Raw genomic sequence first — 20,260 nt, forward strand, 5'->3', positions numbered from 1 at the left:
GGCGCAGCCGCCACCCGGCAAAAAACGACAAAACCGTAGTCCCATTGATCCGTAGGCCGGATAAGCGCAGCGCCATCCGGCAAAACCCGCCAAATGAAACCGCTTACACCAACCTCGAAAAGCCTCGCCTTCAGATTAATCCCTTTGCATGTTCTGCATTCATCTGTTGTTACATTTTATTTCAGTTAAGTCTGAAACTTCGCCAAACGGGATGCACATCAACAGAATTAACACTATATTTTCAGAGTCTTAATAAAACTGACAGTCCACACTCAGTGTAACCGATTACACCAACGTGAGATATGTCACATATTTTTACGTCGTACTCACCTACCCTAATTATCAACAAAACTGATAACCCAACCGGAGGGCATAATGCCTGACAATAAAAAACAGGGGCGTTCCAATAAGGCGATGACTTTTTTTGTCTGCTTTCTTGCAGCCCTGGCAGGATTACTTTTTGGCCTGGATATCGGCGTTATCGCTGGCGCATTACCGTTTATCACGGATGAATTCCAGATCTCTGCCCACACCCAGGAGTGGGTCGTTAGCTCCATGATGTTCGGCGCAGCGGTCGGTGCCGTCGGCAGCGGCTGGCTCTCCTTCAGGCTCGGGCGCAAGAAAAGCCTGATGATCGGTGCGATTCTGTTTGTCGCCGGGTCCCTGTTCTCCGCTGCGGCGCCGAATGTTGAAGTGCTGATCCTCTCCCGCGTACTGCTGGGGCTGGCCGTCGGCGTGGCCTCCTACACCGCCCCGCTGTACCTGTCTGAGATCGCACCGGAAAAAATCCGCGGCAGCATGATCTCCATGTACCAGTTGATGATCACTATCGGGATCCTCGGCGCCTATCTGTCGGATACCGCCTTCAGCTACAGCGGCGCATGGCGCTGGATGCTGGGCGTGATTATCATCCCGGCAATTCTGCTGCTGATCGGCGTCTTCTTCCTGCCGGACAGCCCGCGCTGGTTTGCCGCGAAACGTCGCTTTGTCGATGCCGAACGCGTGCTGCTGCGTCTGCGTGATACCAGCGCGGAAGCCAAACGCGAGTTAGATGAGATCCGCGAAAGTTTGCAGGTGAAACAAAGCGGTTGGGCGCTGTTCAAAGAGAACAGCAACTTCCGCCGCGCGGTGTTTCTTGGCGTGCTGTTGCAGGTAATGCAGCAGTTCACCGGGATGAACGTCATCATGTATTACGCGCCAAAAATCTTTGAAATGGCGGGTTACACCAACACGTCCGAGCAGATGTGGGGCACCGTGATTGTCGGTCTGACCAACGTGCTGGCCACCTTTATCGCGATTGGCCTGGTTGACCGCTGGGGTCGTAAACCGACGCTGACGCTGGGCTTCCTGGTGATGGCGGCCGGAATGGGGATCCTCGGGACGATGATGCATGTCGGCATCCACTCGCCGTCCGCGCAGTACTTCGCTATCGCGATGTTGCTGATGTTCATCATTGGTTTCGCCATGAGCGCCGGTCCGCTGATTTGGGTGCTGTGTTCTGAAATCCAGCCGCTGAAAGGCCGCGACTTCGGTATCACCTGCTCGACCGCCACCAACTGGATTGCCAACATGATTGTCGGCGCGACGTTCCTGACCATGCTGCAAAACCTCGGTAACGCGAATACCTTCTGGGTTTACGCGGGTCTGAATGTACTGTTTATCCTGCTGACGCTGTGGCTGGTTCCGGAAACCAAACACGTCTCGCTGGAACACATCGAACGTAACCTGATGAAAGGTCGTAAGCTGCGTGAAATCGGCGCGCACGATTAATCCGCCTTTTGCGTCCTCCCCCGCGGGAGGACGCCTTCCTCTTGCAGTCCCGTCTCTGTCGCACTATTCTCTGCCGTTATGAAAACCGCCCGTCTCCCTATCGCCGTCCAGCAAGCCGTTATGCGCAGCCTGCGGGAAAATCTCGCTCAGGCTAACCTGAAGCTTGGCCGCAGTTATCCCGAACCAAAGCTGGTGTATCAGCAACGTGGCACCTCTGCCGGCACCGCCTGGCTGGAGAGTTACGAAATTCGCCTCAATCCGGTGCTATTGATGGAAAACGTCGAAGCGTTTATCAACGAAGTGGTGCCGCACGAACTGGCGCATTTACTGGTGTGGAAACGGTTTGGCCGGGTTGCGCCGCACGGTAAAGAGTGGAAGTGGATGATGGAAAGCGTGCTCGGCGTCCCCGCACGCCGCACGCACCAGTTCGAACTCGAATCGGTACGCCGCAATACCTTCCCTTACCGCTGCCAGTGTCAGGAACATCAGTTGACCATCCGTCGTCACAATCGCGTCGTGCGCGGCGAAGCCACCTACCGCTGCGTTCACTGCGGCGAACCGTTGGTGCCGCTTAAATAACCAGAACTATCAGGAACTTTCCTGATCTGGCTGATTGCATCACACATCAACTTTCGTTACGTTGCGGGCTCGTTTTGATACGGAGTTCATGATGTACCGTCATCTTTCTTTGGCTACCACCCTTTTTACGGTAGCCCTTTCAGGCCAGACGTTGGCCGCTGGCATTAACAGTTTTTCACAGGCAAAGACCGCAGGCGTCAAGGTCAACGCCGATGTCCCTGGCGACTTCTATTGCGGATGCAAAATCAACTGGCAGGGAAAAAAGGGGGTCGTCGATCTCGACTCCTGCGGCTATAAAGTGCGAAAGAACGAGAATCGCGCCAGCCGAATCGAATGGGAACACGTGGTTCCGGCATGGCAGTTTGGCCATCAGCGCCAGTGCTGGCAGGACGGGGGACGAAAAAACTGCGCCAAAGATCCGGTTTATCGCAAAATGGAAAGCGACATGCACAACCTACAACCCGCCGTGGGTGAGGTGAATGGCGATCGCGGTAACTTCATGTACAGCCAGTGGAACGGCGGCGAAGGTCAGTACGGGCAGTGCGCCATGAAGGTCGATTTCAAAGAAAAGATCGCCGAGCCGCCAGCCCGCGCGCGCGGCGCGATTGCGCGAACCTATTTTTATATGCGCGACCAGTACAACCTGACACTTTCCCGCCAGCAAACCCAGCTTTTCAACGCCTGGAACAAGATGTACCCGGTCACCGACTGGGAATGTGAGCGCGACGACCGAATAGCGAAGATTCAGGGAAACCACAACCCTTACGTGCAACGCGCTTGCCAGGCGCAAAAGAGCTAACCTACACTAGCGGGATGATTGATTAACCCCTTACCCCGCGCGGCGAGCCTGCGTGGGGAGATGACGCGGATTTTTAACTATGCGCATTCCCCGCATTTATCACCCTGAGCCCATCACCGCTGGCAGCCAGATTTCCCTGTGCGAAGATGCCGCTAACCATATCGGACGCGTCCTGCGGATGGGACCGGGTCAGGAACTGCAACTGTTTGATGGCAGCAATCAGGTTTTTGCTGCCGAAATCACCCACGCCAGCAAGAAAAGCGTGGACGTGAACGTGTTGAGTAGCGAGATTGACGATCGTGAATCACCGCTGCATATCCATCTTGGTCAGGTCATGTCGCGCGGCGAGAAGATGGAGTTCACTATCCAGAAATCGATCGAACTGGGTGTAAGCCTCATTACGCCACTTTTTTCTGAACGCTGCGGCGTTAAACTGGACAGTGAACGTCTGAACAAGAAGCTCCAGCAGTGGCAGAAAATCGCCATTGCCGCCTGCGAACAGTGTGGCCGCAACCGGGTACCGGAAATTCGTCCGGCCATGGATCTGGAAGCCTGGTGCGCGGAACAGGACGAAGGGCTGAAGCTGAACCTTCATCCTCGCGCCAGCGACAGCATTAACACATTGCCGCTGCCGGTTGAGCGTATCCGTCTGTTGATTGGCCCGGAAGGCGGACTATCGGCAGAGGAAATTGCCATGACCGCACGCTATCAGTTTACTGATATCCTGTTAGGACCTCGCGTTCTGCGTACTGAGACAACTGCGCTCACCGCCATTACCGCGCTTCAGGTGCGATTTGGCGATCTGGGCTAACGGAGAAGAATAATGATCAAGCTCGGCATCGTGATGGACCCCATCGCAAGCATCAATATCAAGAAAGATTCCAGCTTCGCTATGCTGCTGGAAGCGCAACGTCGTGGTTACGAACTTCATTATATGGAGATGGCCGATCTTTATCTGATTAACGGTGAAGCCCGCGCCCGCACGCGTACTCTGAGCGTTGAGCAGAACTACGACAAATGGTATGAGTTTACCGGCGAGCAGGATCTGCCGCTGGACGCTCTCGACGTCATTCTGATGCGTAAAGATCCGCCGTTTGATACCGAGTTTATCTACGCCACCTATATTCTGGAACGCGCGGAAGAAAAAGGTACGCTTATCGTCAACAAGCCACAGAGCCTGCGCGACTGTAACGAAAAACTGTTCACCGCCTGGTTCTCTGACCTGACGCCGGAAACGCTGGTCACCCGCAACAAAGCGCAGTTGAAGGCGTTCTGGCAAAAGCACAATGATATTATTCTCAAGCCGCTGGACGGTATGGGCGGCGCGTCGATCTTCCGCGTTAAAGAAGGCGATCCGAACCTCGGCGTGATTACGGAAACCCTGACCGAGCATGGCACCCGCTACTGTATGGCGCAGAACTATCTGCCGGCGATTAAAGATGGCGACAAGCGCGTGCTGGTCGTTGATGGCGAACCGGTTCCGTACTGCCTGGCGCGTATTCCGCAGGGTGGCGAAACCCGTGGCAACCTGGCCGCTGGCGGCCGTGGCGAACCGCGTCCGTTAACCGACAGCGACTGGGAAATCGCGCGCCGTATCGGGCCAACGCTGAAAGCCAAAGGGCTGATTTTTGTCGGTCTGGACATCATTGGCGATCGTCTGACCGAGATTAACGTCACCAGCCCGACCTGTATCCGCGAGATTGAAGCCGAATTCCCTGTCTCCATCACCGGGATGCTGATGGACGCTATCGAAGCACGTTTGCAGGAATAAGTCGTTTGCTGGATGACAACATCCAGCATGCCGTTGTTGGCCTGATAAGCGCAGCGCCATCAGGCATTAAAACATTGATGCCGGATGACGACGCGAACGTCTTATCCGGCCTACGGTAGTGACATCCGTGTGCTTTACCCACATACTGACCCCTGTTGCTTTTTTGAACCAGGAAACAGAACCTCTGACAATGAATTTACAGCATCACTTTCTTATTGCCATGCCTGCTCTCCAGGATCCGATTTTCCGCCGTTCAGTAGTGTACATTTGCGAACATAACGAAGATGGCGCAATGGGGATTATTGTGAATAAGCCTCTGGAAAATCTCCAGATTGAAGGGATTCTGGAAAAACTGAAAATCGCGCCGGAACCGCGCGATCCGGCGATCCGTCTGGATAAAGCAGTGATGCTTGGCGGCCCGTTAGCGGAAGATCGCGGGTTTATCCTGCACACGCCGCCGTCGCGCTTTGCCTCCAGTATTCGCATCTCGGATAACACCGTGATCACCACATCACGCGACGTGCTCGAAACCTTAGGCACGGGCGAACAGCCTGCCGACGTGCTGGTCGCGCTCGGCTACTCCTCCTGGGAGAAAGGCCAGCTTGAACAAGAACTGCTGGATAACGCCTGGCTGACCGCCCCTGCCGATCTCAATATCCTGTTCAAAACACCGATTGCCGATCGCTGGCGTGACGCTGCCCGGCTGATTGGCATCGACATCCTGACGATGCCTGGCGTAGCAGGGCATGCCTGATGAGCGAAACATTACTGGCCTTTGATTTTGGCACTAAAAGTATCGGCGTGGCGATTGGTCAGCGGGTAACCGGCACGGCGCGCGCGCTGCCCGCGATTAAAGCGCAGGACGGTACGCCGGACTGGAACCTGATCGAACGGCTGCTCAAAGAGTGGCAACCGGATGAAATCATCGTTGGTCTGCCACTGAATATGGACGGCACCGAGCAACCGCTCACCGCCCGCGCACGTAAATTCGCCAACCGCATTCACGGACGTTTCGGCGTCACGGTCACCTTGCACGATGAACGACTCAGCACCGTGGAAGCGCGCTCCGGCCTGTTCGAGCAGGGCGGCTATCGCGCGTTGAACAAAGGGAAGATCGACTCCGCCTCCGCCGTCATCATTCTCGAAAGTTACTTCGAGCAGGGCTACTGAAACCACGCGTTTCTCAAAGCCTTCCCTGCGCCTGTCGCTGTTGCAGGCTCTGAGCAAAGGTCATCATCCCCACCTGCTGCCCGGTCTGAATGACGTGGGGCAACTGGTGGGACTTCCCTTCCCGAATCAAATTCCCCGCCGCCGGGGTGTTAATCAGCAGTTCAAATAGCGCAACGCGTCCCTCCTGCTTGTCGGACTCCAGTTTTTGCGACAGTACGGCGCGCAGGCTGCCTGCCAGTTGGCTGCGTACCGGCTCTTTTTCCTGCGCCGGGAAAGAGTCGATCAACCGCTCGATCGCCTGCGCGGCGCCACGCGTATGCAGTGTCGCCAGTACCAGATGCCCCGTTTCCGCCGCCGTCAGCGCCAGACGGATGGTTTCGCTGTCGCGTAACTCCCCCAGCAGGATAACGTCCGGATCTTCACGCAGCGCCGCACGCAACCCCGCGGCAAACGAGGCGCAATGTAATCCCACCTCACGCTGTTGAATCAGACAGCGCTGGCTGGTGTAGACATACTCGATGGGGTCTTCCAGCGTCAGAATGTGCCCATCGACATGCTGATTCAACCACGCCACCATCGCCGCCAGGGTGGTCGATTTCCCGCTGCCCGTTGCCCCCGTCACCAGAATTAAGCCGTTCTCGCTGCTGAGCAGTTCAGGCAGCACGGAGGGGGTCTCCAGCATTTCCAGCGTCGGGCACTGTGTCGGCAGCAGTCGCAGCGCCAGCGACGTCCCCTGCTGCTGCTGAAATGCGCTGGCCCGCAACCGCAGGTTTCCCGCAAGCGAAACGGCGAAATCCAGTTGCCCATTTTGCTGTAACATCGCCTGTTGCCCTTCATCCAGCCAGTCCGTCAGCAGTCCGGTAATGTCGGCTGCGGTGAAGGGCGCGCGTTCCATGTGCCCTCGTTTTCGCCAACGCGCAGGCCACGCATTGCTTAGGTGTAGATCCGAGACGTTATGCTTTACACTAAGGGCCACAATTTCTTCCATATTCATACACAGATCCTCGGAAAATGAACGATATCGCGCATAACCTGGCACAGGTCCGGGACAAAATCTCAGCCGCCGCATTGCGTTGCGGGCGTGCTTCAGAGGAAGTTACGTTACTTGCAGTGAGCAAAACCAAACCTGCGAGCGCCATCGAAGAAGCCATCGCTGCTGGTCAGCAGGCCTTTGGTGAGAATTACGTGCAGGAAGGGGTAGAGAAAATTCGCCACTTTCGCGAGAAAGGAATCACAGGCCTGCAATGGCACTTTATTGGCCCGTTACAGTCCAACAAAAGCCGTCTGGTGGCTGAGCATTTTGACTGGTGTCATACCCTCGATCGCCTGCGCATTGCTACCCGCCTGAGCGAACAGCGTCCGGCAGAACTGGCACCGCTGAACGTGCTGATTCAAATCAACATCAGCGATGAGAACAGTAAGTCTGGCATTCCGCTGGAGGAACTGGATGCACTTGCCGCAGAGGTCGCCGAATTACCTCACCTTCGTCTGCGTGGTCTGATGGCGATCCCCGCCCCAGAGTCAGATTATGTAAGGCAGTTTGAAGTTGCCCGCCAAATGGCTGTAGCATTTGCCGGGCTGAAAACGCGCTATCCTGACGTCGATACCCTGTCGCTGGGTATGTCGGACGATATGGAAGCCGCCATTGCGGCAGGTAGCACGATGGTACGTATCGGCACCGCCATTTTTGGTGCACGTGATTACACAAAAAATTAAGGAAATCTGAGGAACGCCATGAATACGTTGACCTTCTTGCTCTCAACGGTAATTGAGCTGTACACCATGGTGCTGTTATTGCGCGTGTGGATGCAATGGGCTCGCTGTGACTTTTACAATCCTTTCTCCCAGTTTGTGGTGAAAGTGACGCAACCGATTATTGGGCCGCTGCGCCGTATTATTCCCCCGATGGGACCGGTCGACAGCGCATCGCTGTTGGTTGCGTTTATCCTCAGCTTTATCAAAGCGATAGTGCTGTTTAAAGTGGTGACCTTCCTGCCGATCGTCTGGATCGCCGCCGTGCTGATCGTGCTCAAAACCATTGGCCTGCTGATCTTCTGGGTGCTGCTGGTGATGGCCATTATGAGCTGGGTAAGCCAGGGTCGTAGCCCAATTGAGTATGTGCTGATTCAACTGGCCGATCCGCTGCTGCGCCCGATTCGTCGTATTCTCCCGGGGATGGGCGGCATCGATTTCTCGCCAATGGTTCTCGTCCTGCTGTTGTATGTCATCAACATGGGGATTGGTGAGGTTCTGCAGGCAACCGGTAACATGTTGCTGCCGGGGCTGTGGATGGCGCTATGAGTGCGGTGACACGCTGTGATGATGGACTGGTCTTACGGCTCTATATTCAGCCGAAAGCCAGCCGCGACAGCATTGTTGGTTTACATGGCGACGAACTGAAAGTCGCCATTACCGCCCCGCCGGTGGACGGCCAGGCAAACAGTCATCTGGTGAAGTTTCTCGGCAAGCAGTTCCGCGTGGCAAAGAGCCAGGTTGTCATTGAAAAGGGCGAACTTGGCCGCCACAAACAGGTTAAAATCATTCATCCGCAACAGATCCCGCCAGAAGTCGCGGCGTTAACTGATTAGGTATCCTATGCAAAAAGTTGTCCTCGCAACCGGCAATGCCGGTAAAGTGCGTGAGCTCGCGTCGCTGCTCAGCGATTTCGGGCTCGATGTAGTGGCGCAAACCGATCTTGGCGTTGATTCTGCCGAAGAGACCGGGCTGACCTTTATTGAAAATGCGATCCTGAAAGCGCGTCACGCCGCGCAGATAACCGGGTTGCCGGCAATTGCCGACGACTCAGGTCTGGCCGTTGACGCGCTGGACGGCGCGCCAGGCATTTACTCCGCACGCTATGCCGGTGAAGACGCAACCGACCAACAGAACCTGGAAAAGCTGTTGCTGACCCTGAAAGATGTACCGGACGATCGCCGTCAGGCACGTTTTCACTGCGTGCTGGTCTATCTGCGTCATGCAGACGATCCCACGCCGCTGGTGTGCCACGGCAGTTGGCCGGGCACGATCGCCCATACGGCAGCAGGCAACGGCGGCTTTGGCTATGACCCTGTCTTCTTCGTGCCTTCAGAAGGCAAAACCGCCGCCGAACTGACGCGCGAAGAGAAAAGCGCGATCTCCCACCGTGGGCAGGCGCTGAAACTGCTGCTGGAAGCCTTACGTAATGGTTAAGTTGCCACCGCTGAGTCTCTACATTCACATCCCGTGGTGCGTGCAAAAATGCCCGTACTGTGATTTCAATTCGCATGCGTTAAAAGGTGAAGTCCCGCACGATGATTACGTCCGGCATCTGCTGAACGATCTCGACACGGACGTTGCGTATGCGCAGGACCGTGAAGTAAAGACCATTTTTATCGGTGGCGGTACGCCGAGCCTGCTTTCTGGCCCGGCGATGCAAACGCTGCTGGATGGCGTGCGTGCGCGCCTGAATCTGGCAGCGGATGCGGAAATTACGATGGAAGCGAATCCGGGTACGGTCGAAGCCGATCGCTTTGTCGATTATCAGCATGCCGGGGTGAACCGAATCTCCATCGGTGTGCAGAGCTTTAGTGAACCGAAACTGAAGCGTCTGGGACGCATTCACGGTCCACAGGAAGCCTGTCGCGCGGCGAACCTCGCCAGCGGGTTAGGTCTGCGCAGCTTTAACCTCGACCTGATGCACGGCCTGCCGGATCAGTCGCTGGACGACGCGCTGGATGACCTGCGCCAGGCGATTGCGCTGAATCCGCCGCACCTCTCGTGGTATCAACTGACGATTGAACCAAACACGCTATTTGGTTCTCGTCCACCGGTGTTACCCGATGATGATGCGCTGTGGGACATCTTCGAGCAGGGCCACCAGCTGTTAACCGCTGCCGGTTATCAGCAGTATGAAACCTCTGCCTATGCCAGACCGGGCTACCAGTGTCAGCACAACCTGAACTACTGGCGCTTTGGTGATTATCTGGGCATTGGTTGCGGGGCACACGGTAAAGTCACGTTCCCCGATGGGCGCATTCTGCGCACCACCAAAACGCGCCATCCGCGCGGTTATATGCAGGGACGTTATCTCGAAAGCCAGCGCGACGTGGAGCAGGCTGATAAGCCGTTTGAATTCTTTATGAACCGCTTCCGTCTGCTGGAAGCCGCGCCGCGCGCAGAGTTTACGCTGTATACGGGGCTGTCTGAAGCGGTGATTCGTCAGCCGCTTGATGAGGCCATTGCCCAGGGATATCTGACGGAGTGCGAGACGTCCTGGCAAATCACCCAGCACGGCAAGCTGTTCTTAAACTCGCTGCTTGAGCTTTTTCTCGCTGAGTGATGCAAAAAATCAGGCCGGGCGGTGACCCGGCCTGTGAGATTAATACTGATTAAACATTGTCTGGATCTGTTTCGGATCTTTGGTCTGGGTCAATGCCAGTTGCAGCAGTACGCGGGCCTTCTGCGGGTTCAGAGAACCTGAGGCAACGAAACCGTACTTCGCATCATCGATTTCAGCATCCTGAGTGGTTGAGCCGGTCGGTACGCGGGAAGAACGCACCACAACCGTCCCTTTATGCGCGGCGGTCGCCAGCGTATCGAAGACGGTTTTGTACAGGTTGCCGTTACCCACACCGGCGCTCACAATCCCATCATACCCCGCATCCACCAGCGCTTTTGCCGGAAGATCTGACGCATTCGCGTAGTTATAGATGATACCGACTTTCGGCAGCGCGTTCAGTTTAGAAACATCGAATGGCGTGGAGGTGGTGTGCTTACGCGCAGGCGTACGCTGGTAGTCGATTTTGCCGTTATGAATGTAGCCCAACGGTCCGTAGTTTACGGATTTGAAGGTCGCCACATCCGTCGTATTGGTCTTGGTCACGTCGCGACCGTCAAGCACGGTGTCGTTCATCACCACCAGCACACCGCGATTGGCAGAGGCTTTATCCGCCGCCGTTACCACGGCGTTATAGAGGTTGAACGGACCGTCCGCGCTCATTCCGGTAGACGGGCGCATCGCGCCAACCAGCACCACCGGCTTGTTGCATTTAACGGTCAGGTCGAGGAAGTAAGCCGTCTCTTCCATCGTGTCTGTCCCATGGGTAATCACGAAACCGTCGGTGCTGTCACACTCGGTATTGATCTTTTTCGCCAGGGTTAGCCAGACGTCGTCGTTCATATCCTGTGAACCAATATTGACGACCTGCTCGCCTTTAACGTTGGCAATATCCTTAAGCTGCGGTACGGCTCTGACCAGATTCTCTACGCCGACCTTACCCGCCGTATAGTTGGATTTGGTTGCAGAGTCACCGCCGCCGGCAATGGTCCCGCCGGTCGCTAAAATAGTAACGTTCGGTAAGGCGAGCGCAGCACCGCTGAAGCCCATCACCAGTGCAGCGAGTACCGTTTTCCTGAAAAACTCCATGTTATTTCTCCAGTTACGTGAATTTGCCGCATTATCCCAATGCCAGAGACGAATAATGTGATTTCATCCAATTAACCAGATAAATGTATCTGCCAGATTGTTAAATTTAGAGGTGGATATCAAAACGAAGCAGAAAGGCAAAAGAAAATGGCACAGAGACGATCTGTACCATTGTTTTATATAAAAAAATTATTTAAGGGTGCTGACCAGCGCCTTGCGGTTATCTTCCAGCGTCACCACGCGGCTGCACACGTCTTTACCGAACTGCTGGAAATCTTTTTCCTGATTCTTCCATTCGTCCTGAATCGCCGTCTGTAGTCCGCCGAGGCTGCCAAGCACGCCCTGCAGCGGATTACCGCCGCCTTTCAGGACGGCTTTCGCACCCATTTCGTTGATGCTGTCCTGTAAAATGCCGCCCATCGCCTGGTTCACCAACTGCTGACCATCAGCACGAACCTGATCGATAGCCTTGTAGTGGAAGGTCAAACCGTCGGTACGATGCTCGATAATCCGGTTCATCTGCGCTTTCAACTGGGCATCCAGTTTCGTCAGACGACCCCGCATGTTGCTGCTCTCGCCGACTTCTTTGGCAATAATTTTATCCAGTGCCGCGCGCCCTTTTTCGACACGATTTCTGGCACCTTCATCAATCCACGGCAGCGCGCTGCGCAGTTCAGCCTGGTAATCTTTCGCCTGCTCGCGCTGTGCGGCGCTCAGCGTGTATTGCTTACCGTTAAACATCACGTTGCCATCCGGCGTGATCACCAGGTTGCCGTTTTCACCCTTCACCTGCACCGTCTGTGGGCTCAGAATCACATCGTCACGCGGCGTGACGCTGCACTGGTAGTCTGCATGAGCGGTCATCGCCGTTACAGAAAGAGCTGCCGCCAGCAGCGTTTTACGCATCATAACTTTCCCTCAAGACAAATCGGGCCAGCAAATGCTGGCCCCGTATGCGTTGTTAGTCCCACCAAACGTCGAAAAGTTCGCTGGTACGCACTTCTTCAAGTTTTTGCTCTTCCAGCCACTTACGCACAATCGCCTGATGCTCTTCAGTGCATTTGCCGATTTCCTGCATGCAGATCAGACCTTCCCAGGCCAGATAACCGCTGCCGTCAAAAGCCAGTTTGTTCGGTTCAATAACGTCATTGATAAAATCATCAACGGTTTTATCAACCTGCTCTTCAGATGTGCCTTCCGGAAAACGCCATGCAACCGAAAACCCTAATTCCTGGAATTCGTCGATGTGCATTTTTTTACGCAGACGACGGCTACGGTTCTTTGCCATTATTTCACCCTCTCGAACATTAAGTCCCATACGCCGTGGCCAAGACGATGGCCACGTTGTTCAAATTTGGTTACCGGGCGCGATGGTGGGCGCGGTACATAATCGTTACTCTCTGACAGGTTTTTATACCCGTCAATGGAGGACATCACTTCAAGCATGTGCTCTGCATAAGCTTCCCAGTCAGTCGCCATGTGGAACACGCCGCCCAGCTTCAGTTTGCTTTTGACCAACTCAGCAAACGGCACCTGAACGATACGGCGTTTATTATGACGCGCTTTGTGCCACGGGTCAGGGAAAAAGAGCTGAACCATCGTTAAAGAATTGTCAGGAATCATTTTATGCAGTACTTCGACCGCGTCATGACACATCACGCGCAGGTTCTCAACGCCCTCTTCATGGGCCGACGCCAGACAGGCGCCCACGCCCGGTGAATGAACTTCAATACCGAGGAAATTTTGCTCCGGACGCGCTTTCGCCATCGCCACCAGAGAAGCGCCCATACCGAAGCCAATTTCAAGCGTGACCGGCGCTTCACGGTCAAACAACGTCGCGAAATCCACAGGTTCTTCGCTGAACTCAACGCCCATCACCGGCCAGTAGTTTTCCAGCGCGTGTTCCTGCCCTTTGGTCAGTCGCCCCTGGCGACGAACAAAACTACGAATCCGGCGCAGTGGACGGCCGTTTTCATCAAATTCCGGTGAGATGACGTCGTTTTTCATAAAAGTTAAGTCTGCTTGTGATTAAGGTCTGAAAACGGGCATTATCCAAAGTTAGTTGCCGGATGCAAGTAAAGGAAGCGGTCACGCTGCGGAAAGTTCCGGTTTACAGCCTGTTGCCTCTGTGCTGCAATCTTGCCCCCAACAATAATGAATTCGGTGACCATGCAAGCGTCTCAATTTTCAGCCCAGGTTCTGGACTGGTACGATAAATACGGGCGAAAAACCCTGCCCTGGCAAATTGATAAGACGCCTTACAAAGTATGGCTCTCAGAAGTGATGCTGCAACAGACTCAGGTTACGACGGTTATCCCTTATTTTGAACGGTTTATGGCCCATTTTCCGACGGTGACCGATCTCGCCAACGCGCCGCTGGATGAAGTGCTCCACCTGTGGACGGGGCTCGGCTACTACGCCCGGGCGCGCAACCTGCACAAAGCGGCGCAACACGTTGCCACACTGCATAAGGGCGTTTTCCCGGAAACCTTTGAAGAGGTGGCGGCGCTCCCCGGCGTCGGACGTTCAACCGCAGGCGCCGTGCTGTCACTCTCGCTGGGTAAACCTTTTCCGATTCTTGACGGCAACGTTAAGCGCGTGCTGGCACGCTGCTATGCTGTTAGCGGCTGGCCAGGCAAAAAAGAGGTCGAGAAAACGCTCTGGGATCTGAGCGAACAGGTAACGCCGGTGAAGGGCGTGGAGCGTTTTAACCAGGCGATGATGGATTTAGGCGCGATGGTGTGCACGCGCTCAAAACCGAAATGCTCGCTGTGCCCGTTGCAGAACGGTTGTATCGCCTTTGCGAACGACAGCTGGTCGCACTATCCCGGCAAGAAGCCAAAGCAGACGCTGCCAGAGCGGACAAGTTATTTTCTGCTGTTGCAACATCAGGATGACGTCCTGCTGACACAGCGCCCGCCGAGCGGACTATGGGGTGGCTTATTCTGTTTCCCGCAGTTTGCCAGTGAAGAGGAATTACGGGAATGGCTGGCACAACGGCATGTTAACGCTGATAATTTGACCCAACTTAACGCGTTTCGCCATACCTTCAGCCATTTCCATCTGGATATTGTGCCTATGTGGCTTACTGTGTCCTCATGCGGTTCATGCATGGATGAAGGCAACGCGCTCTGGTATAACTTAGCGCAACCGCCATCCGTTGGCCTGGCGGCTCCGGTGGAGCGTTTATTACAGCAGTTACGTACCGGTGCCCCCGTTTAACGCACCGGACGATGAAGAGGATGAGTTATGAGCAGAACGATTTTTTGCACTTTCCTGCAGCGTGAAGCAGAAGGACAGGATTTTCAGCTGTACCCGGGCGAACTGGGAAAACGCATTTATAACGAGATTTCAAAAGAAGCATGGGCGCAGTGGCAGCACAAGCAGACCATGCTGATCAACGAAAAGAAACTCAGTATGATGAACGTCGAGCACCGCAAACTGCTGGAACAGGAGATGATCAACTTCCTGTTTGAAGGTAAAGACGTGCATATCGAAGGTTATACGCCGGAAGATAAATAACGCCTATAGCGCTAATTTTCCAGGCCCGATAAGCGCAGCGCCATCGGGCAATGCAAAGAAGCCGGAGGCGGCGTAAATGCCTTGTCCGACCTGGGCGGGCACGATTCGTAGGTCGCTCAATGATGACGCTATCCGGCAAAATGGCACAACGACAAACACAACACGCACTCCCGGAATGATGAAAAAATTTCTCGCGCTTGCCGTTATTGCGCCGTTGCTCATCTCCTGTTCCAGCTCGACCAAAAAAGGCGATTCTTATAACGAAGCCTGGGTCAAGGATACCAACGGTTTTGACATTCTCATGGGGCAGTTTGCCCACAACATTGAGAATCTGTGGGGTTATCAGGAAGTGCTGATCGCCGGTCCGAAGGACTACGTGAAGTACACCGATCAGTATCAGACCCGCAGCCATATCAACTTTGACGACGGGACCATAACCGTTGAGACCATCGCCGGGACGGAGCCCGCGGCGCATTTACGTCGCGCCATTATTAAAACGCTGCTGATGGGTGACGATCCCACCTCTGTCGACCTCTACTCTGACGTCGATGACATTCAAATCTCCAGAGAACCTTTTCTGTACGGTCAGGTGCTCGATCACACGGGACAACCCATCCGCTGGGAAGGCCGGGCCACGAACTTCGCCGATTACCTGCTGCAAACGCGGATGAAAAGCCGCAGCAACGGGATCCGCATGATTTTCAGCGTGACGATTAACCTGGTGCCGAACCACCTGGATAAACGTGCGCATAAGTACCTCGGCATGGTGCGCAAGGCGTCCCATAAATATGGCATTGATGAGTCGCTGATTCTGGCGATTATGCAGACGGAGTCGTCCTTCAACCCGTACGCCGTGAGCCGTTCCGATGCGCTGGGTCTGATGCAGGTGGTTCAGCATACCGCCGGGAAAGACGTTTATCGCTCGCAGGGCCGCTCCGGTACGCCGAGCCGCAGTGAACTGTTCGATCCGGCCAGCAATATTGATACCGGCACTGCGTATCTGGCGATGCTCAATAATGTCTATCTGGGCGGAATCGATAATCCCACCTCGCGACGCTATGCGGTAATCACCGCCTACAACGGCGGGGCGGGCAGCGTACTGCGCGTCTTCTCCAGTGATAAAGTGCAGGCCGCGACGATCATCAACAGCATGACGCCAGGGGATGTGTATCAGACGTTAACCACGCGTCACCCCTCTTCTGAATCGCGCCGCTACCTGTATAAAGTCAATTCCGCACAAAAAACCTATCGGCGGAACTGATCCCCCTCTTCCCCCGCTCCCGATAAAACGGTGAGCGGGTGAGTCAAGAAAACGTGACAACCATCACCCTTTAGCATTGCAAAAGGGAATTGTTTTGCAATTATTTGTCACAGGTAACAAAAAATCGCCCACAGTCATTGATAGAATCACATCATACAGCAACGGCATTTGTGCCAATCGAAACATCCATTCGCCTTATGGTGTGAGGAAATTAACATGAATCTTAAGCTGCAGCTGAAAATACTCTCTTTTCTGCAGTTCTGCCTGTGGGGAAGTTGGCTGACAACCCTCGGATCCTATATGTTTGTCACCCTCAAATTTGACGGTGCTTCTATTGGTGCAGTCTACAGTTCACTGGGGATCGCGGCGGTTCTGATGCCGACGCTTTTGGGTATTGTGGCGGACAAGTGGCTCAGTGCAAAATGGGTCTACGCCATCTGTCACGTGGTGGGCGCGATAACGCTGTTCATCGCCGCCGAAGTCACCACGCCGGGAGCGATGTTCTTCGTCATCCTGCTTAACTCGCTGGCGTATATGCCAACGCTTGGGCTTATCAACACCATTTCCTATTATCGCTTGCAGAACGCAGGCATGGACATTATCACCGACTTCCCGCCGATTCGTATCTGGGGCACCATCGGTTTTATCGTCGCCATGTGGGCCGTGAGTTTCTCCGGCTTCGAACTGAGCCATATGCAACTGTATATTGGCGCCGCGCTCTCTGTGATACTGGTGCTGTTTACGTTGACCCTGCCGCACATCCCGGTGGCGAATCAGCAGAAGAATCAAAGCTGGACCTCGATGCTGGGTCTGGATGCTTTCGCGCTGTTTAAGAACAAGCGCATGGCGATCTTCTTCATCTTCTCGATGATGCTCGGCGCAGAACTGCAAATTACCAACATGTTCGGGAACACCTTCCTGCACAGCTTCGATAACAACCCGCTGTTCTCTGGAAGCTTTATCGTTGAGCACGCGTCGGTGATGATGTCGATCTCGCAGATCTCCGAAACCCTGTTCATCCTTACCATTCCGTTCTTCCTGAGCCGTTACGGTATCAAGAACGTGATGCTGATCAGCATCGTAGCGTGGATGTTGCGCTTCGGCCTGTTCGCCTACGGTGACCCAAGCCCGTTTGGTACCGTACTGCTGGTTCTGTCGATGATTGTTTATGGCTGCGCCTTCGACTTCTTCAACATCTCCGGTTCGGTGTTCGTTGAGAAAGAAGTTCGCCCCGAAATTCGCGCCAGTGCGCAGGGCATGTTCCTGATGATGACCAACGGCTTCGGCTGTATCCTCGGCGGCGTGGTGAGCGGGAAAGTGGTGGAGTATTACACCCTGAACGGCATTACCGACTGGCAAACCGTGTGGCTGATTTTTGCCGGCTACTCGCTGGTTCTGGCCTTTGCCTTCGTGGCGCTGTTTAAGTACAAACACGTTCGCGTACCGACCGGCACGCAGACCGTCGCACATTAATCTCTCTGCCGGATGGCGACGCTTTCGCGTCTTATCCGGCCTACACCGAATACCAGGCCGGATAAGCGCAAGCGCCATCCGGCATTCTCCTTCGATTACTTCAAAACATACCCATACAACCGCTTAATTCCGTCAGCATCGGTTTCACTGTAAACGCCCTGCAACTCTGGCGAGAACCCCGGCAGCATATTGACCCCTTCTTCCAGCGCCAGGAAATAACGCTGTACCGCCCCGCCCCACACTTCGCCCGGCACCACGCACAGCACACCAGGAGGATATGGCAGCGCCCCTTCCGCCGCGATACGGCCTTCGGCATCACGAATGCGCACCAGTTCAACATCACCGCGAATAAAAGCGCTGTGCGCATCCTGCGGATTCAGCGCCACCGCCGGGAAGCTCTCCTGACGGAACATCGCTTTTTGCAGATCCTTCACGTCAAAGCTAACGTACAGATCGTGCATCTCCTGGCACAGTTCGCGCAGGGTGTAGTCGCGGTAGCGCACCGGATATTTATTGAAGATGGTCGGAAGTACCTCTGCAAGCGGGGTATCGTCTTCAATATGTTGTTCGAATTGCGCCAGCATCGCCGTCAAATGCGCCATCTTTTCCGGACTCTCGGCGGGCGTCAGCAGGAACAGAATCGAGTTGAGATCGCATTTCTCCGGCACAATACCGTTTTCGCGCAGGTAATGAGCCAGAATGGTCGCCGGAATACCAAAATCAGTATAACGCCCTGTCTGTGCATCAATGCCCGGCGTGGTGAGCAGCAGCTTGCACGGATCGACAAAATACTGGTCGTCGGCATACCCTTCAAAACCATGCCATTTTGCGCCCGGTGCAAAGCTGAAGAAGCGCCGCTCACGGGCAATTACCTCGGTGGGATACGACTGCCACGCCTGACCGTCAACAACCGGCGGAATGAACGGCTGAAGCAGCTTACAGCGATCAAGGATTGCCTTACGCGCCTCAATTCCCAACGTCACACATTCTGCCCACAGGCGTCGGCCGCTCTCTCCTTCGTGGATTTTGGCATTGACGTCCAGCGCGGCAAACAGCGGGTAGAACGGACTGGTTGAGGCGTGCAGCATAAACGCATTGTTCAGCCGCTTATGCGGGCAGAAACGCGCCTGGCCGCGAATGTGATTATCTTTCTTGTGGATCTGCGAAGTCTGCGAGAACCCGGCCTGCTGCTTATGCACCGACTGGGTGACGAAAATACCCGGATCGTTTTCATTCAATTTCAGCAGCAGCGGCGAACCGTCGGCCATCATCGGGATAAACTGCTCATAGCCAACCCAGGCTGAGTCGAACAGGATGTAGTCACAGAGATGACCGATTTTGTCGATCACCTGACGCGCGTTGTAGATAGTTCCGTCGTAGGTTCCCAACTGGATGATTGCCAGTCTGAAGGGGCGCGGCAGCTCCGCCTTATCCGCTGCCACTTCACGGATCTGTTCGCGCAGATACGTTTCATCGAAGCAGTGTTCATCGATCCCGCCGATAAAACCAAACGGGTTACGGGCGGCTTCCAGGTACACCGGGGTCGCCCCCGCCTGAATCAGCGCTCCGTGATGATTCGATTTGTGGTTGTTGCGATCGAACAGCACCAGATCGCCACGCGTCAGCAGCGCATTGGTGACCACTTTATTCGCTGCCGACGTGCCGTTCAGAACGAAATAGGTTTTATCGGCGTGAAAGACTTTTGCGGCAAACTTCTGCGCATGTTTGGCCGAACCTTCGTGAATCAACAGATCGCCGAGCTTCACGTCGGCATTGCACATATCCGCGCGAAAGACATTTTCGCCAAAGAAGTCATAGAAGTGGCGTCCGGCCGGGTGCTTTTTAAAGAACGCACCGTGCTGATGCCCCGGACAGGCGAACGTGCTGTTCTTCATTTCCACATACTGCGTCAGCGTGTCGTAAAACGGCGGCAGAAGGTCTTCCTCATACAGACAGGCGGCTGATTCCAGCTCCAGCCACTCCTGCGCATTTCCGCTAATGAGCGCCGTCGCGCCTGCGGGTAGATCCATTTTCTCTTCAGTGAGAATAAAGACCGGCAGATGAAAGCCCGTACGTGTGAGCAGAGCAAGAATGCCGCTACGGCTATCGGCAACGGTCATGACGACAGCCGCGACATCGGTAAAGTCGGTACTGTCCAGCGCCACAACGCCGCGATGAGTAGATAAACGAGAGACCAGTTCACTACTGGCGGCAATGTTCATTGATTTCATAAGCGCAAAAACCCGTTTCGGGAGAATAAGAGTCCCGGACAAGGCTCAATGCCCTGCCCCACGAGATGTTTGGGTCAAACTGGTCACCAGCTCCGACCGCCAGACATCAGTAAAAGCAGACCGCTTCTGATTTTACTGTTGTCCTGCAGTGAGCATACGTTGCCCTCACCGCATGGTGAGTAAAAGGGAGGGAATAACGAGAAGGGGCAGCCATCGCGCTAAGCGGCGATGCGAAAGGTGATGTGAAGGTGTAGCGTTCATCCCGTGCGGCCCCAAACGG

23 protein-coding genes are annotated in these 20,260 nt (G+C 54.8%); 17 read left to right on the forward strand and 6 right to left on the reverse strand.

Annotated features, from left to right (window positions below; all coding sequences use genetic code 11):
• From OGY35_RS04830 to ruvX, 8 genes are all read left to right on the forward strand, one after another.
• Positions 1–281, forward strand: a 281-nt coding sequence (locus OGY35_RS04830) for a hypothetical protein (protein ID WP_286631562.1), incomplete at its 5' end; no start/stop codon positions are given.
• Positions 282–375: 94 nt separating this feature from the next.
• Positions 376–1,770 (forward strand): galactose/proton symporter, encoded by a 1,395-nt coding sequence (galP, locus tag OGY35_RS04835; RefSeq protein WP_046497268.1) that lies wholly within the window; start codon positions 376–378, stop codon positions 1,768–1,770.
• 78 nt (positions 1,771–1,848) lie between these two features.
• The gene (locus tag OGY35_RS04840) at positions 1,849–2,349 is read left to right on the forward strand and encodes a SprT family zinc-dependent metalloprotease (protein WP_178823468.1); all 501 of its coding nucleotides are present in this window, start codon (positions 1,849–1,851) and stop codon (positions 2,347–2,349) included.
• Positions 2,350–2,440: 91 nt separating this feature from the next.
• Positions 2,441–3,148, forward strand: a complete 708-nt coding sequence (gene endA, locus OGY35_RS04845; RefSeq protein ID WP_152406398.1) for a deoxyribonuclease I — start codon at positions 2,441–2,443, stop codon at positions 3,146–3,148.
• 79 nt (positions 3,149–3,227) lie between these two features.
• Positions 3,228–3,959, forward strand: a complete 732-nt coding sequence (gene rsmE / locus OGY35_RS04850; RefSeq protein ID WP_286631563.1) for a 16S rRNA (uracil(1498)-N(3))-methyltransferase — start codon at positions 3,228–3,230, stop codon at positions 3,957–3,959.
• A 12-nt stretch (positions 3,960–3,971) separates the two neighbouring features.
• Positions 3,972–4,919, forward strand: a complete 948-nt coding sequence (gshB, locus tag OGY35_RS04855; protein ID WP_286631564.1) for a glutathione synthase — start codon at positions 3,972–3,974, stop codon at positions 4,917–4,919.
• A gap of 190 nt (positions 4,920–5,109) precedes the next feature.
• Entirely contained in the window at positions 5,110–5,673 is a 564-nt protein-coding gene (locus OGY35_RS04860) for a YqgE/AlgH family protein (protein ID WP_152405991.1), read from the forward strand.
• Positions 5,673–6,089: a Holliday junction resolvase RuvX gene (gene ruvX, locus OGY35_RS04865; RefSeq protein ID WP_042998058.1), complete on the forward strand. Its 417-nt coding sequence runs from the start codon at positions 5,673–5,675 to the stop codon at positions 6,087–6,089. Before OGY35_RS04860 ends, ruvX begins: the two co-directional genes overlap by 1 nt.
• Before the next feature lie 13 nt (positions 6,090–6,102).
• Here ruvX and OGY35_RS04870 read toward each other — a convergent pair whose 3' ends face one another.
• Positions 6,103–7,083 (reverse strand): type IV pilus twitching motility protein PilT, encoded by a 981-nt coding sequence (locus tag OGY35_RS04870; RefSeq protein WP_286631565.1) that lies wholly within the window; start codon positions 7,081–7,083, stop codon positions 6,103–6,105.
• Positions 7,084–7,100: 17 nt separating this feature from the next.
• Here OGY35_RS04870 and OGY35_RS04875 point away from each other — a divergent pair, with 17 nt between their 5' ends.
• The 5 genes from OGY35_RS04875 to hemW are packed head-to-tail and all read left to right on the forward strand — an operon-like array spanning position 7,101 to position 10,407.
• A complete protein-coding gene (locus OGY35_RS04875) occupies positions 7,101–7,805 on the forward strand; it encodes a YggS family pyridoxal phosphate-dependent enzyme (protein ID WP_286631566.1) in 705 nt (234 codons plus the stop codon).
• An 18-nt stretch (positions 7,806–7,823) separates the two neighbouring features.
• Entirely contained in the window at positions 7,824–8,390 is a 567-nt protein-coding gene (locus tag OGY35_RS04880) for a YggT family protein (RefSeq protein WP_046497238.1), read from the forward strand.
• The gene (yggU, locus tag OGY35_RS04885; protein ID WP_044255664.1) at positions 8,387–8,677 is read left to right on the forward strand and encodes a DUF167 family protein YggU; all 291 of its coding nucleotides are present in this window, start codon (positions 8,387–8,389) and stop codon (positions 8,675–8,677) included. The genes OGY35_RS04880 and yggU overlap by 4 nt, the downstream gene beginning before the upstream one ends.
• 7 nt (positions 8,678–8,684) lie before the next feature.
• On the forward strand, positions 8,685–9,278 hold the full coding sequence (locus OGY35_RS04890) for an XTP/dITP diphosphatase (RefSeq protein ID WP_286631567.1): 594 nt from the start codon (positions 8,685–8,687) through the stop codon (positions 9,276–9,278).
• On the forward strand, positions 9,271–10,407 hold the full coding sequence (gene hemW / locus OGY35_RS04895; protein WP_286631568.1) for a radical SAM family heme chaperone HemW: 1,137 nt from the start codon (positions 9,271–9,273) through the stop codon (positions 10,405–10,407). The genes OGY35_RS04890 and hemW overlap by 8 nt, the downstream gene beginning before the upstream one ends.
• 39 nt (positions 10,408–10,446) lie before the next feature.
• Here the strand turns inward: hemW and ansB are convergent, their stop codons facing one another.
• The 4 genes from ansB to trmB all read right to left on the reverse strand — a co-directional run bounded on the left by ansB (position 10,447) and on the right by trmB (position 13,500).
• Positions 10,447–11,493: an L-asparaginase 2 gene (ansB, locus tag OGY35_RS04900; RefSeq protein ID WP_152405997.1), complete on the reverse strand. Its 1,047-nt coding sequence runs from the start codon at positions 11,491–11,493 to the stop codon at positions 10,447–10,449.
• A gap of 189 nt (positions 11,494–11,682) precedes the next feature.
• Positions 11,683–12,402: a YggN family protein gene (locus tag OGY35_RS04905; protein ID WP_152405998.1), complete on the reverse strand. Its 720-nt coding sequence runs from the start codon at positions 12,400–12,402 to the stop codon at positions 11,683–11,685.
• Between the two features lie 52 nt (positions 12,403–12,454).
• On the reverse strand, positions 12,455–12,781 hold the full coding sequence (locus OGY35_RS04910) for a YggL family protein (RefSeq protein WP_152405999.1): 327 nt from the start codon (positions 12,779–12,781) through the stop codon (positions 12,455–12,457).
• Positions 12,781–13,500 (reverse strand): tRNA (guanosine(46)-N7)-methyltransferase TrmB, encoded by a 720-nt coding sequence (gene trmB / locus OGY35_RS04915; protein ID WP_286631569.1) that lies wholly within the window; start codon positions 13,498–13,500, stop codon positions 12,781–12,783. Before trmB ends, OGY35_RS04910 begins: the two co-directional genes overlap by 1 nt.
• 162 nt (positions 13,501–13,662) lie before the next feature.
• On the opposite strand from trmB, the gene mutY reads away from it, so the two are divergent.
• The 4 genes from mutY to OGY35_RS04935 all read left to right on the forward strand — a co-directional run bounded on the left by mutY (position 13,663) and on the right by OGY35_RS04935 (position 17,749).
• The gene (gene mutY, locus OGY35_RS04920; protein WP_286631570.1) at positions 13,663–14,715 is read left to right on the forward strand and encodes an A/G-specific adenine glycosylase; all 1,053 of its coding nucleotides are present in this window, start codon (positions 13,663–13,665) and stop codon (positions 14,713–14,715) included.
• Positions 14,716–14,742: 27 nt separating this feature from the next.
• Positions 14,743–15,015 (forward strand): oxidative damage protection protein, encoded by a 273-nt coding sequence (locus OGY35_RS04925; protein WP_286631571.1) that lies wholly within the window; start codon positions 14,743–14,745, stop codon positions 15,013–15,015.
• A gap of 178 nt (positions 15,016–15,193) precedes the next feature.
• The gene (mltC, locus tag OGY35_RS04930; protein WP_152406399.1) at positions 15,194–16,276 is read left to right on the forward strand and encodes a membrane-bound lytic murein transglycosylase MltC; all 1,083 of its coding nucleotides are present in this window, start codon (positions 15,194–15,196) and stop codon (positions 16,274–16,276) included.
• A gap of 216 nt (positions 16,277–16,492) precedes the next feature.
• The gene (locus tag OGY35_RS04935) at positions 16,493–17,749 is read left to right on the forward strand and encodes a nucleoside permease (RefSeq protein WP_286631572.1); all 1,257 of its coding nucleotides are present in this window, start codon (positions 16,493–16,495) and stop codon (positions 17,747–17,749) included.
• Between the two features lie 95 nt (positions 17,750–17,844).
• On the opposite strand, the gene OGY35_RS04940 is transcribed toward OGY35_RS04935, so the two are convergent.
• Positions 17,845–19,980 (reverse strand): ornithine decarboxylase, encoded by a 2,136-nt coding sequence (locus OGY35_RS04940; protein WP_286631573.1) that lies wholly within the window; start codon positions 19,978–19,980, stop codon positions 17,845–17,847.
• Between the last annotated feature and the right edge of the window lie 280 nt (positions 19,981–20,260).

Origin of the sequence: Citrobacter sp. Ct235 (assembly GCF_030332305.1) — a bacterium.
Taxonomy (GTDB): Bacteria; Pseudomonadota; Gammaproteobacteria; order Enterobacterales; family Enterobacteriaceae; genus Citrobacter_A; species Citrobacter_A telavivensis.